Genomic DNA, 13,333 nt, shown 5'->3' with positions numbered 1-13,333 from the left:
GTGCAAAGTAAATGTTTACATCTTTTTTACATAGTTTCTTGACTTGAGGTCATAATGTCAAGTGGTCAAGCCAATTTAATTAGAGATTCACAATAAGAGAACGCATTTTCAAACATACTAAGGATTTATAATATCTTGATTGTTATTTGTTTCTATAAAACATAATGATGGAATTTCATTTGAGTTCGCTTTCATGCTTCCATGTTTTCACGATGTTGATATTTTGTTAAGCACAACACTTGCTATTTAATGCTTTAAACCGCAAAATCGTTAAATTGGTAATGCCATATTACCGAAAATCTTTCCCACTTTCATTCGCCTCAGGAAACAATTATGAGCAGACTTATTAAGCCATTTAGGCGCTTTGAACATTGGTGCAATATTATAGCGCTGCTAGTCGGGCTGAGTTGCTTTAGCATTTCAAGCTACGGCGAGCATCACAGTGCCGAGGGCGTGAAAACGCAGCTCCGTAATATAAATGCATCTTGGCGCTATCTAGAAGACAATATAAGCACCATCGAAGAGTTACGCTCAATGCCGAGCGCTTCACCATGGCAAGCTGTCGATTTACCGCACACCTGGAACGCTACGGATACCGTTGATGCCGTGCCGGGCTATCGTCGAAGCACCAGTTGGTACGAGCGAAGCATTCGTCCTGACGAAATCAACGCAAACGGGCGAACCATCTTGTATTTTGAGGGAGCAAACTACGAAACGCAGGTGTTTGTAAATGATGTTTTCGTAGGTGAGCATATTGGCGGATATTTAGGGTTCAGATTTGATATTACGCAGTACGTGAATAGCGGCGATAACAACGTGCTGACTGTGCGCGTATCAAATCGCTACAATCCAAATCTTATCCCCTCTCAAAAATCTGACTTCTTCCTGTTTGGCGGCATCACTCGCGATGTGTGGCTAGAACATGTGCCCATGACTTATATTCAGCGAATTGCTGTGAGTACCCCTTCTGTCAGCGCTGAAAAAGCGAGCACGCACGCGCAACTGACCATCATATCAAATATGAAACTAGACAATGCTCGCATTGAGCTTTTGCTTAAAGACACAAATGATAATGTGGTCGCTACAAGTACACAGACTATTTCATTGGCATCAGGCCAAAACGTGATAGAAGCAAGCCTACCAGAGATAGCATCGCCACAATTGTGGTCTCCCGATTCTCCCGTGCTTTACCATCTTCATGCTAATGTAGGTATTAACGACGATGATATCCACCGTGATAGCACCCATTATGGCTACCGATGGTTTGAAATGCGCCCGCACAAAGGTTTTTTCTTAAACGGTGAGCGCTTGCTTATTCGTGGTACTCATCGCCATGAAGAGCATGCTGGTTATGGGGCAGCCCTACCTAACGAGCAGCATCGAATTGACATGCAGATGATCAAAGAAATGGGGGCCAATTTTGTACGCTTGGGACACTATCCACAAGACCCAGAAGTTTATAAAGCAGCTGACGAACTCGGCTTGCTGATTTGGGACGAACTTCCTTGGTGTCGAGGCGGTAAAGGTGGTGACGAATGGGAACGTAATACTGAACACGCTTTGCAAGCTATGATCAATCAAAACTACAATCACCCCAGCATTATTTTTTGGTCACTTGGAAATGAAATGTACTGGGAAGAAGACTTTGAGGGTGGCGGACGTGAAGAAGTCATTAACCCATATTTAAGCAAGCTAAACGACATGACAAAGGCACTGGATCCTTATCGCTTAACCACCCTTCGCAAATACTACCCTGGATGGGACATCGTAGATGCGTTTTCACCCAGTATTTGGGCCGGATGGTATGGCGGCTCTTATAACCAATACGAAGAGGCTTTGAAAAAGGCAATGAAAGACTATCCGGCTTTTTTACATATGGAATACGGTGGCTCAAGTCATGTTGGTCGACATACCGAATCGCCTGTAAGCTCAGAAGGTCTCAGGGGTGCGCAAGTATCAGTGGAAGAAGCAGTAAATCAAGCAGTCGTCAGAAGCGTTGCGAAAGACAGTGATTGGAACGAAAGCTATATCGTAGACTTATTTGATTGGCATCTTAATGTTTCAGAAAACCTGGAGGACTTTGCGGGTAACGCTCAGTGGGCGTTTAAGGATTTCGGAACGCCCCTAAGGCCTGAAAACCCTCTTCCTTATATGAATCAAAAAGGCTTAGTAGACAGAGAAGGTAAGAAAAAAGACGCCTATTATGTCTTTGCCAGCTACTGGAGCAAAACCCCATTTTGCTGGATCGAATCGGACACTTGGACACATAGAAACGGTCCGGCACAAGGGCGTGATATCACGGTATATTGCAACACTGAGCACGCAGAGCTATTTTTGGACGGCGAATCACTTGGCAAAAAGACGAAGCAAGCTGGTGTGATACCCGCTGGCGGGTTAGTTTGGAAAGTACCCTTCAAAAATGGCAGTAACCGTGTTGAGGTCATTGGATTTAATGGCAATGAAGCAGTGACACAAGACAATCGGGATATTACCTACTTAGTCGGCAAACATGGTAAATATCACCACATTCAACTTACCGCAAAACTCATAGCAGGTAATCGCTATTTAATTGAAGCCCAAGCGCTCGACAAAGACAATAATCGCGTACTCAGTTACCAAGAACGCGTCAAATTCTTTAATATTGGTGATGAAGGTAAGCTGTTAGAAAACTATGGTACGCCCTACAAAAGTAGCACCATAGAAATGGGCAGCGGCTATGCGGCAATAGAGTTTATTGCCGGTGACAAGCCCAGTATCATCGAGTTCAGAACACAAAATATTAAAGGTGTCTATGTGAATGTGCCGGCCGCGAATATGAATGCGACGACTCATTTAAAAGCGCTTCATTAGAAGCAATAGACTCGCTATAGTTATACCCGCCAATGGATGGCGATAGAGCACATTGACCCCTTATGTCTGTAAAGGACATAACTCACTATTGAGGTTTACCGCATGCAAATACGACATTCCAGCAATCCTAAAGACGCAAAACACTACGATACCGCTCGCCTGCGCGACGAATATCTCATCGAAACCTTAATGCAGGCTGATCAGATTAACTTGGTCTATTCCCAAATCGATCGTGTTATTACCGGCGGCGCGATGCCCGTTAAAGGTTCACTAAAAATATCAGCAGGTGATGCATTAAGAGCAAGCTCATTTTTACAGCGTCGTGAACTAGGGATCATAAACGTTGGGGGTGATGGACATGTAAAAGTAGGTGACACCGAATACGCACTCAGCAAGCTAGAGTGCCTGTATGTAGGGCGAGGCGAAGCCGATCCGGAGTTTTCAAGCGTGGACGCCAGCGCCCCTGCGCTCTTTTACTTAGTATCTACACCCGCTCATACTGAATATCTTACCACCAAAAGTATGCAAAGCGACGCCAACCCGATACATCTGGGTAGCTTAGAAACAAGCAATAAACGCACAATTTATCAGTATATCCATGAAAATGGCGTGCGCAGTTGTCAACTCGTTATGGGTCTAACCTTGCTTGATACAGGTAGTGTTTGGAACACATTCCCCGCACACACTCATGATAGGAGAATGGAGGTCTATTTTTACTTTAACTTAGGTGAGCAAGACAGGGTCATGCACCTTATGGGTGAACCTCACGAAACTCGCCATATTGTAGTGAAAAATCATCAGGCAGTCTTATCTCCAAGCTGGTCTATTCATAGCGGCGCGGGCACTAAAAATTATGGCTTCATTTGGGCAATGGCAGGCGAAAACCAAGCCTTTGATGATATGGACGCAATTGATTTAGACAACTTTAAATAGGGATAGAAATGTCAGCAGCATTATTTGATTTAAGTGGTAAAACCGCCTTAGTAACGGGTGGTTACAAAGGTCTTGGCCTTGCTATGGCTAGCGGCTTAGGTGAGGCGGGTGCAAAAGTGATACTAAATGGTCGCAAAGCATCATCGGTTGCGCCTGTGTGCGAACAATTGCGGGCACAAGGCATTGATGCTTACATGAAAATTTTTGATGTTACCGATTATGCAACGCTCGCCTCAAATATTGACGAATGTGCAAAAGAGCATAACGGCATTCATATTTTGGTAAACAATGCGGGCATCATTCAGCGCGAACCGCTTGCAAGCATGGCAATTAGTGACTTCCAAAACATCGTGGAAACGGATTTAACCGCACCCTTCGCGGTTGCCCAAGCGGTTGTTAAACACATGCGAGCGCAAGGCAGCGGGAAAATTATTAATATTTGTTCAATGATGAGTGAACTAGGCAGAGATGGCGTTGGTGCATATGCGGCCGCTAAGGGCGGTTTAAAAATGCTTACCCGCAATATGGCGACCGAATGGGCAAGAGATGGCATTCAAGTGAACGGTATTGGACCGGGCTATTTTGCTACCGATATCACAGCTCCTATCAGAGTAGATGGCCATCCATTCAACGAGTTTATAATCAATCGCACGCCTGCCGGACGCTGGGGCAATCCAGATGAGCTGCGCGGCACAGCAGTGTTTCTTGCATCTGCGGGCTCTGACTTTGTGAATGGCCAAGTGGTATACGTAGATGGCGGGATATTAGCGACTATTGGCAAACCAAGTAATGAAAGTTAAGCGTCATGCAATTTACTTAACTTAGAGACCACGCAATTTCTGCCGTTTTCTTTGCCTTGGTACAGTAGGGTGTCAGCTTGACGGATCGTCGCATCAATCGACTTTTTCTCATCCACACATGCTACACCGCAGGTGATCGTGAGGTTAATAGTGATGTTATTAACGATGTAAGAATTACTATCAATCATTGCTCTTAGCTTCTCGGCCACTAACACCGCCTCGGCTTTATCCGTGTGTGGAAGCAATACCAAAAACTCTTCCCCGCCCCATCGAGCGATGACATCCTGCGTCCTCACAGCCAGACGCAAGTCTTCAGCGATTGCCACTAAGACTTTATCTCCTACTTCATGTCCATAGCTATCATTGAGGGATTTAAATAAATCGATGTCTAGCATGATGATAGAAAAGAGGTGCTGTTCGCGTTGAAATTCAGCGAAGCTACGCTCGGCAACTTGGTAGAACCCACGTCTGTTGTAGGTGAGCGTAAGCGGGTCTTGAGTGGATAGTCGCTCTAACTTTTTGTTTGCCTGTTCAAGTGCTTGGGTGCGTAATTCGATGGTTTGCTCTAAGCGATAGGCATTTTTTACAAGCTTGTAGGTTCGCCATTTATAGCTTGCGTAGGCAATCAATAGCAAGGCTACGAGCCAAACAGAAATAGCAATCGGCGTTTGCCACCATGGCGCTTGGACAAGGATTTGAAGTGCTTTAAATTCTTCGTTCCACTGCCCATAACGATCTGTAGACCTGACGTGCAATGTATACCTCCCGGGATCTAGGTTGGTAAAAACTAGAGCATTCTCCCCTCTTTCCAGGTCTTGCCAGCGCTCGTCAAACCCAATGAGACGAAAGCTAAAACGAATTTTTTCAGGACTGGCAAACTCAAGCGCTGATAGCTCTATCCTGATCATGATGTCATCAGCACCCAGCGACACTTGCTTGATTTGTTCACTTGCTAAAAGCGAAAGCGGCATCGCTTTCTGACCTTTAGATATCACTTCTTCGCGATTGATAATATCGATTTGAGAGAAGGCTAATGATGGCATCTGCGCCAGTTTTTGCACATCTTCAGGATAAAAGTAGGTCAGTTGCTCTCCTCCAGCAAACACAATGCGACCATCGTCTAAACGAGCCGCCGCGCCCACATAATAACCCGTTATATTAGCTCCATCGTAAGCATCAAACATATCCAATTTCGTCATTGTGTTGTCAATGTGCACAATGCCGTCTTCAGTGCTTACCCAGTAGTTTTGCTTCGCGTCTTCCACTACTGCGCCAATAGATACCTGTCCAAACGCCGTATCTGCGAAAAGCCGCTCAAAACGTGGCTGACTATCCCAATCATCCAAATATAAAATGCTCAGACCTGCTCCTTGTGTCCCAACAAAATATGAGTTGCTTGAATGTTTTGATACCCATGTCACGACATCAAAACTCAAACTCGCGGAATTGTTAGCCTCATTGAAGAATGACCGAAACGCCAAGGTTTTGGGATCAATCAAATGAAGACCTCTGAGGGTGCTCACAAAAATATAATCGTTAGCAAGGTAGAAGCCAGTGGCCATTTCAAACGGCCAAGTATGTATCACTTCTGAGGATTGAGGATCCCACAGAATTAGGCCTTTTCCAGCGGTGCCTAATAGTATCAAGCCGTCTTGGGTTTCACTGACTGAATAAATCAGTGTATCGGCAAACGCGACAATATCGATGTAATCTGCGTCAATCAATTTCCCTAATCCAAAGCGGGTTCCCAACCATACATCGCCCGACTGTTTTGATTCAAATGCATTGAACAAGGAATTGGTAGTATCAATTGTTACCCCATCTTTTTGAACATGATAGGTTCGAAGAGGCTCAAGTTGCATGTTCAAGGTAGACAAGCCTTCATCTGTTACTAACAAAAGGTTGTTGTTGTTTTTGTGAACAGATTTAGCAGACTTACCAGCTTCGTAAGACTGAGATCGAAATAGCACCGTTTTGGGAGAAACAACAAAAAAGCCATCGTCTAAGGTGCCATAAACGATTTCACCATTTATCGTCTCATACAAGCTATACACATAATTCTCAGAAGGCAGCTGAGAACCCTGCCCATTATGATTGTATTTTATCAAATTAGATTGTTCAGGGTTTGGAACAATAAATATTCCTTCATTTGTGCCTAACCATATCGCGTCATCTTCGGTTTGAATAATATCGTTGATGCTGGAGGAAGAAACCTGTTGTGTATCCAATAGCCTTGGTTCATCAGACTGTTGCCAGTTGCTCATGTCAAAGGTCATTAAATCGCCCGCAAAGGTTCCAACTCGCAGCTTATTGGCATTATCCACGAATACACTTGTGACGTTACGGTCAATCAACAGACGCTGAGTTATGGTGCCAGCGAGCGCATCAACAAATAAAATGCCACTATCTGTAGCAATAACTAGATGCCCATCCTCTGTTGAACCAATGTCCTGAACAAACCCTTGTGTACCCGAAACCGCGACAAAGTCCTTTGCACCGCGTTTTACATATAGGGCTTTTGAACTGCCCACCCACACATCACCATTCACATCGAAAAAAATGCTTTGGGCAATATCGCCTTGCTGCTCAGCCCTCAGTTGATAGGAGGAGACTTGACCATTTTTAGCATCCACCACGTCAAGTCCAATCATATTTGCTATCCACAAGTCACCCGACTGTGGATGTATCTTCATGTCAAAAATGAAAGTCGATGAGAAGCCATTTGTTGGATTATATGACTGGGCAAAATTGACGAACTTCTGCCCATCGAAGCGGTCAACCCCAGTTTGTGTACCCAACCATAAATAGCCTAATTGGTCTTGCGCAATACTGCGCACCGATATCTGAGATAAACCATCTTCGACGGTAAACTGTCTTGCAGGCACAATTTGATAAGCGAAGGCTCTTGCACCAGTAAATACGAGCGTGCTGATTAAAAACGCCATGCCAATAGAAGACCGTAAGTCTCTATTTTGAAAAGACCAATATTTAATAATATCAGGCAAGCTAGATAAAAGCGCCATGATACTGCGAGTGACAAGCGCCATGGGTAGTGAACTAGTGTTCCAAGTTTTGCTATTAATGCAAATTACAAACGGTCATTGCACTATATAGTAGTCACATTAATTGAACAACTATCTAGGAATTATTGCGCCACGATGCTGAATAACTCTCGCTGCAACTATGTGTCCCGACAAAGCGGCTTCTTGCGCGCTTTGCTGTTGCATGAGAGCCGCAATAAAGCCTGCATTAAAGCTATCACCTGCTGCGGTAGTATCAACAGGAGTGACTTTGTTTGGAATAGGTACGTGAATTGGGTCAGCGCGCTGACTGGACGATTGTTCATAGATATAGCATCCGTTTTCACCATCTTTCACCACCAGCGTCGATATCTTGTGGTGCGCATGCAAGCGACAAACGTCGTCTTTGGTATCACAGTCAAACAGCAGTTGTTCATCATCAAGGGTAGGCAAATACCAATCGCTAAGGTTCAGCATTTTAGATATGTATGTCTGCGCCTCTTCCTTGGAAGACCAATTTCTTGGCCGATAGTTTCCATCAAAGGCAATGCATTTACCCGCCGCTTTTAGCTTCGCAATGATTTGCAATAAGGTCTCTCGCTGCGGCTTATCCAAAATACCCAAACTAATGCCCGAAAGATAAATAACGTCCATCTGCAAAAGTTGAGAAAACAAACGCTGTTCACCCAGTTCTGACACGTAAGCACTTGCTGCGCTGTCTTTTCGCCAATAATAAAAACTTCGCTCGCCACGCTCATCAAGTTCAATTGCATACATGCCGGGCAGCTTGTTGGCAATACGATGTACAAATTGTGTATTCACCCCTTCATCTTTCCAGCGCGCTAATAGCCAGTCACTGTAGGCATCTGTACCTAGCGCAGAAAAAAAATAGCTATCAATACCTAAGCGAGCGGCGTAAACCAATGTATTTAATGTATCGCCGCCAAAAGACATACTCATGGGAGCCGTGTTGGTCGCATTGCCACTAACCTTGCCTGAAAGCTCAAGCATGCATTCGCCAATTGCAGCTAGTTTCATCTAGCGTTTTCCTTATAAGAGGCTTGATGGGTGCATGATGCGCCCATGCTTTGTGATTGACAATACTCTAGCACAGTGTTTACACTTATGGTCAAGCGGCATGACCAATTTTAACATCTTTTACAAATCTGCTCAGTCATGTATAACATCCTTTTAGATTACGGAATAAATAATAATGGGCAAGGCACTTGTGCTTAACGAAGACAGATTATTTCCTGCCGATGCCAGCAGTAGAGCGCTATGCCGACGACTCTACAATGAAGTGAAATCCTTACCAATTATAAGCCCTCATGGTCACACTGACCCAAGCTGGTTTGCTGATAATCACAACTTTAATGATGCGACTTCTCTTCTTTTATTACCGGATCACTACGTTTTGCGGATGCTTTATAGCCAAGGCATAAGCATGCAAGATCTTGGCTTACCCTCAACTGACGGCAGCCCTTACGAACAAGACCCTCGCAAGGTTTGGAAACGCTTTGCCTCAAACTATCATCTGTTTCACGGCACACCCTCGCGCATGTGGCTCGACTATGTCTTTGCCAAGGTATTCAAATTAGAGCAGCGCCTTGAAAGTTCGACTGCAGATCATTACTTTGACCATATCAATGAACAGCTTCGCCAAGATGCATTTAAGCCCCGAGCGCTATTTGAGCAGTACAATATTGAAGTCATTTCTACCACCGAATCCCCCCTTGATGATTTGCGACACCATCGAAAAATTTTACAGTCCGATTGGGACGGTAAGGTCATTTCAGCCTTTCGACCCGATCCTGTCGTAGACCCTGACTTCGAAGGTTTTAACGATAACATTAATGAACTCGCTGAACTAAGCGGTGAGTCTTGCGATAGTTTCTCAACTTATCTGTCAGCTCTGTTTGCTAGGCGAGCCTTTTTCAAAAGTACTGGCGTAACATCTAGCGATCATGGTCATCCAAGCCCCGCTACTGCCGATTTAAGTGCACAAGCGTGTGAAACGCTGTATCAAAAAGTCCGCAGCGGCTCGCATACCGTTCAAGATGCGGAACTATTTCGTGCACAAATGCTAACTGAAATGGCCAAGATGAGTATTGAAGATGGCTTAGTCATGCAGATTCATCCTGGCTCCTACCGAAATCACAATCCGTATTTATTTAAACAATTTGGACGTGATAAAGGTGCCGACATTCCCATGCGCACAGAGTACGTGGAAGCCTTGCGTCCTTTACTAGCAAAATATGGCAATCACCCTGATTTGAGTATCATTTTGTTTACGCTCGATGAAACCACCTACAGCCGAGAGCTCGCACCGCTTGCAGGACATTATCCTGCGCTTAAGCTTGGACCAGCCTGGTGGTTCCACGACAGCCCGGAGGGAATGCGTCGTTTCCGTCAACAAGTCACTGAAACGGCTGGGTTTTACAATACTGTTGGCTTCAATGATGATACGCGAGCCTTTCTATCCATACCCGCGCGCCACGACGTCGCAAGACGAATGGATTGTAACTTCCTTTCACAGTTGGTAGTGGAACACAGAATGGATGAAGATGAAGCGCTCGAACTTGCTGTTGCGCTAAGCTACTCGCTCGCCAAAAAAGCATACAAACTATGAATGAGCGTCTCAGTCTTTCATATTTAGAGCATGGTTTATTAGAGCATGATTCAGAACGTAAATTAAGGCCCAACTTATCAGTAATCACTCGACCTGCTAGAAGCGAAAATACCCAGTATATCGTTCATCTTGGCATTGGCGCTTTTCATCGCGCACATCAAGCGGTATATACACAGCGCGCCAATGAGTTAGCCGGTAGCGACTGGCGCATAATCGGCGTGAGTATGCGAAGCGCTGCCGTTTTCGATCAGCTTGCGCCTCAAGACGGACTATACACCGTGATAGAGCAATCGCCAGAACATAAAAATGGCAAACATTCACACATTATATCTGTCATTGATGAAGTCTTAGTTGCACCAGATTCGCCAAGCGCGGTGGTCAATAAAATTGCTTCACCCCAGACCCAGATTGTTAGCCTGACCATCACCGAAAAAGGCTATTGCCTTGACCCGGCGAGCGGCCATTTAGACTTATCACATGCTGATATCAAGCATGATTTAGCGAATGTATCGGCACCAAAAAGCGCAATTGGTTTGATTGTGAGTGCATTAAAACAGCGCATCGAAAATAAGCGAAAGCCCCTAACTATCATAAGCTGTGACAATCTGCCTGAGAATGGGCTTCGCTTAAAAGGCAGCATCATAAGATTCGCTGAACAGCTCGATGAGGCGCTTGCGCAAACCATTGAAAATCACTATTGCTTTCCTTGCACTATGGTAGACAGAATTGTGCCAGCAACCACCAAAGCACTTATCAACAAGCTTAGTGAAGAGCTTGGCTATCGCGATTATGGACTCGTCACAACCGAAGCCTTCAGCCAGTGGGTAATCGAAGACAATTTTGCTCAAGGACGCCCCGCGTGGGACAGCGCCGGTGCCATCTTTGCGAAAACTCAGGCGGATGTGCAAGCCTTTGAAACGATGAAGCTTCGGCTGCTTAATGGAGCTCATTCCAGCATTGCGTATTTGGGATACTTGGCAGGTAAAACCTTTGTTGCTGATGTGATGAAGGTACCTGCACTCTCGAATTTTATACGCTACATTATGCAAGAGGAGCTTCTACCTACTGTCAAGGTGCCCGATGGGATAGATGCACAACACTATTGTCATGAATTACTTACTCGTTTTAGCAACGAGCACTTACATCATCGCTGTTATCAAATCGCAATGGATGGAAGCCAAAAGCTCCCGCAGCGCTTACTTGCCCCTTTGCATTGGCGGCTCATCAATGAGCAAGAAGTTCGTGGTATTTGCTTAGTGATCGCGGCGTGGATGCAGTACGTGTCGGGCATTGGCTTTGATGGACAAGAAATTACCGTTCAAGATCCCTTCGCCGATGATTTAGCAGCCCTCGCTAAAGCGCATCGGCATCATCGAGAAGATACACAAAGCTATATCGAAAGAATGATTAACTTTGAAGCGGTTTTCGGCAGTGAATTTAAGCAAGACCCAGCCTTTTATTCTCAACTTTTAGCAACGCTGCTAGACTGCTATGAGCGATTCACATCATCTCCCAATATCGAAAGTGCGTTGACGGACTTTTTAAGTGAGGTAAAGCACTAATGAAATCACCTATCAAACGAATAAGGTCTATGCTTTTTTTGAGTACGCTTATTACACTAAGCGCTTGCTCTGACATGGCAACTTATAGCCCTTCCCAACAGGTTAACATCAAACTTGGGCATGGCCTGGACACACAGCATCCTGTTCATTTGGGTATGGAATATATGGCCGATGAACTCAATCGCTTGTCCAGTGGCGACATGAGCATCACCATCTATCCCAATCAACAATTAGGCACCGAACGTCAAACGCTTGAATTACTGCAGATTGGCAGCGTTGGCATGACAAAGGTCTCTGCGGCGGTGCTGGAAAACTTTGCGCCAAACGTGAAAGTGGTCAGTCTGCCCTATATTTTTGAAAGCAAAGCCCATGCTCACAGAGTGATGGATAGCGAAATAGGCCGAGATTTGCTGAAAGAAAGTGAGCAGTTTTGGCTGCGTGGGTTAACTTTTTACGATGCAGGAAGCCGCAGCTACTACGCTACCGGCAGACAAATTCATTCGCCTGAAGACTTAAAAGGCTTAAAAATCCGCGTTCAGCCAAGCGTAACGGCCATGGCGATGGTAAATGCGATGGGCGGCTCACCAACCCCTATCGCTTGGGGCGAGCTATATACCGCATTGCAACAGGGCGTGGTAGATGGCGCCGAAAACAACCCTCCTAGTTTTTACTTTTCGCGTCACTATGAGGTAGCGAAATATTATTCTTTGAATGAGCACACATCTGTGCCCGACGTATTAATGATTTCTACGCATTTGTGGAACAGCCTCTCTAGTCAACAGCAACAATGGCTGCAACAAGCGGCCGACGCCTCCGCCGTACATCAAAGGAAACTGTGGGCCACATCGGAAAAAGAAGCGCTTGAAGCGGTCATTCAAGCGGGCGTAGAAGTGATTTATCCAGATAAAAAACCCTTCGCCGATGCCGTCGTTAATTTGCTCGACGAATATCAAAAAGAACCGGATGTATATAGCTATATTCAGCGTATTCAGGAGAAAGCTAATGAAGAATGAGTATTCTTTAAAACTTCATCGCTTTTTAAATCGACTCTTAGAGCCTGTGTTGATTGTTGCTATCGTCGTGCTGGTCTTAGTCGTTTTGTGGCAGGTCTTTAGTCGCTACGTATTGCAAGCGCCAAGCACTGCAACAGATGAAATTGCGCGCTTTTTACTCATGTGGCTAACGCTTTTAGGTGCAGCATGGGTGGTGGGGCAGCGCGCTCACTTAGCGATTGATCTCTTATCGGATAAGCTTAGCTTGAACAAAGCCGTTAAGCTGCAAAGGCTGTTGGTGGTGCTCATTGCCTTGTTTGCCCTATCAGTGATGCTGGTGGGCGGAATTTCGCTGGTCGATATTACACTTACCCTAGAACAAAGCTCCACTGTGCTGCAAGTGCCGATGGGATATGTCTACATTGCACTGCCCGTTAGTGGTGTATTCATGCTTGGCTTTTGCATATGTGCTTTTATAGAAGCAAAAGAATTGCTTGAGCAAGCTCGTAAAGCGCACATGATAGATAATTCACAAGGAGACAACTAA

Annotated in this window: 9 protein-coding genes; 7 read left to right on the top strand and 2 right to left on the bottom strand. The window is 45.1% G+C overall.

What is annotated here, in order from left to right:
* Nucleotides 1-333 precede the first annotated feature (333 nt).
* From PN836_RS13860 to PN836_RS13850, 3 genes are all read left to right on the top strand, one after another.
* A complete protein-coding gene (locus PN836_RS13860) occupies nucleotides 334-2,850 on the top strand; it encodes a glycoside hydrolase family 2 protein (protein ID WP_395339236.1) in 2,517 nt (838 codons plus the stop codon).
* A gap of 102 nt (nucleotides 2,851-2,952) precedes the next feature.
* Nucleotides 2,953-3,783 (top strand): 5-dehydro-4-deoxy-D-glucuronate isomerase, encoded by an 831-nt coding sequence (gene kduI, locus PN836_RS13855; RefSeq protein ID WP_395339234.1) that lies wholly within the window; start codon nucleotides 2,953-2,955, stop codon nucleotides 3,781-3,783.
* A gap of 8 nt (nucleotides 3,784-3,791) precedes the next feature.
* The gene (locus PN836_RS13850) at nucleotides 3,792-4,583 is read left to right on the top strand and encodes a gluconate 5-dehydrogenase (protein WP_395339233.1); all 792 of its coding nucleotides are present in this window, start codon (nucleotides 3,792-3,794) and stop codon (nucleotides 4,581-4,583) included.
* On the opposite strand, the gene PN836_RS13845 is transcribed toward PN836_RS13850, so the two are convergent.
* Together PN836_RS13845 and PN836_RS13840 are read right to left on the bottom strand one after the other, a co-directional pair.
* On the bottom strand, nucleotides 4,580-7,606 hold the full coding sequence (locus PN836_RS13845) for a diguanylate cyclase (protein WP_395339231.1): 3,027 nt from the start codon (nucleotides 7,604-7,606) through the stop codon (nucleotides 4,580-4,582). The genes PN836_RS13850 and PN836_RS13845 overlap by 4 nt on opposite strands.
* Before the next feature lie 111 nt (nucleotides 7,607-7,717).
* Nucleotides 7,718-8,641 (bottom strand): sugar kinase, encoded by a 924-nt coding sequence (locus tag PN836_RS13840; protein ID WP_395339229.1) that lies wholly within the window; start codon nucleotides 8,639-8,641, stop codon nucleotides 7,718-7,720.
* A 175-nt stretch (nucleotides 8,642-8,816) separates the two neighbouring features.
* Here PN836_RS13840 and uxaC point away from each other — a divergent pair, with 175 nt between their 5' ends.
* Genes uxaC through PN836_RS13820 form a run of 4 tightly spaced genes read left to right on the top strand, consistent with a single transcriptional unit; the run spans nucleotide 8,817 to nucleotide 13,333 of the window.
* A complete protein-coding gene (gene uxaC, locus PN836_RS13835; protein ID WP_395339227.1) occupies nucleotides 8,817-10,232 on the top strand; it encodes a glucuronate isomerase in 1,416 nt (471 codons plus the stop codon).
* Nucleotides 10,229-11,794, top strand: a complete 1,566-nt coding sequence (locus PN836_RS13830) for a mannitol dehydrogenase family protein (protein ID WP_395339225.1) — start codon at nucleotides 10,229-10,231, stop codon at nucleotides 11,792-11,794. The genes uxaC and PN836_RS13830 overlap by 4 nt, the downstream gene beginning before the upstream one ends.
* The gene (locus tag PN836_RS13825) at nucleotides 11,794-12,807 is read left to right on the top strand and encodes a TRAP transporter substrate-binding protein (RefSeq protein WP_415926375.1); all 1,014 of its coding nucleotides are present in this window, start codon (nucleotides 11,794-11,796) and stop codon (nucleotides 12,805-12,807) included. Before PN836_RS13830 ends, PN836_RS13825 begins: the two co-directional genes overlap by 1 nt.
* Nucleotides 12,797-13,333 (top strand): TRAP transporter small permease, encoded by a 537-nt coding sequence (locus tag PN836_RS13820; RefSeq protein ID WP_395339221.1) that lies wholly within the window; start codon nucleotides 12,797-12,799, stop codon nucleotides 13,331-13,333. The genes PN836_RS13825 and PN836_RS13820 overlap by 11 nt, the downstream gene beginning before the upstream one ends.

It is taken from the genome of Ningiella algicola (assembly GCF_028401415.2).
GTDB lineage: Bacteria > Pseudomonadota > Gammaproteobacteria > Enterobacterales > Alteromonadaceae > Glaciecola.
Note: the sequence above shows the minus strand (reverse complement) of the source record. Positions and strands in the feature narration are given on the sequence as shown.

Bases quoted from the DNA above. Each gene is read 5' to 3' on its own strand.
- PN836_RS13860 (WP_395339236.1), top strand. From the start codon at position 334: ATGAGCAGACTTATTAAGCCATTTAGGCGCTTTGAACATTGGTGCAAT.
- kduI (WP_395339234.1), top strand. From the start codon at position 2,953: ATGCAAATACGACATTCCAGCAATCCTAAAGACGCAAAACACTACGAT.
- PN836_RS13850 (WP_395339233.1), top strand. From the start codon at position 3,792: ATGTCAGCAGCATTATTTGATTTAAGTGGTAAAACCGCCTTAGTAACG.
- PN836_RS13845 (WP_395339231.1), bottom strand. From the start codon at position 7,606: ATGGCGCTTTTATCTAGCTTGCCTGATATTATTAAATATTGGTCTTTT.
- PN836_RS13840 (WP_395339229.1), bottom strand. From the start codon at position 8,641: ATGAAACTAGCTGCAATTGGCGAATGCATGCTTGAGCTTTCAGGCAAG.
- uxaC (WP_395339227.1), top strand. From the start codon at position 8,817: ATGGGCAAGGCACTTGTGCTTAACGAAGACAGATTATTTCCTGCCGAT.
- PN836_RS13830 (WP_395339225.1), top strand. From the start codon at position 10,229: ATGAATGAGCGTCTCAGTCTTTCATATTTAGAGCATGGTTTATTAGAG.
- PN836_RS13825 (WP_415926375.1), top strand. From the start codon at position 11,794: ATGAAATCACCTATCAAACGAATAAGGTCTATGCTTTTTTTGAGTACG.
- PN836_RS13820 (WP_395339221.1), top strand. From the start codon at position 12,797: ATGAAGAATGAGTATTCTTTAAAACTTCATCGCTTTTTAAATCGACTC.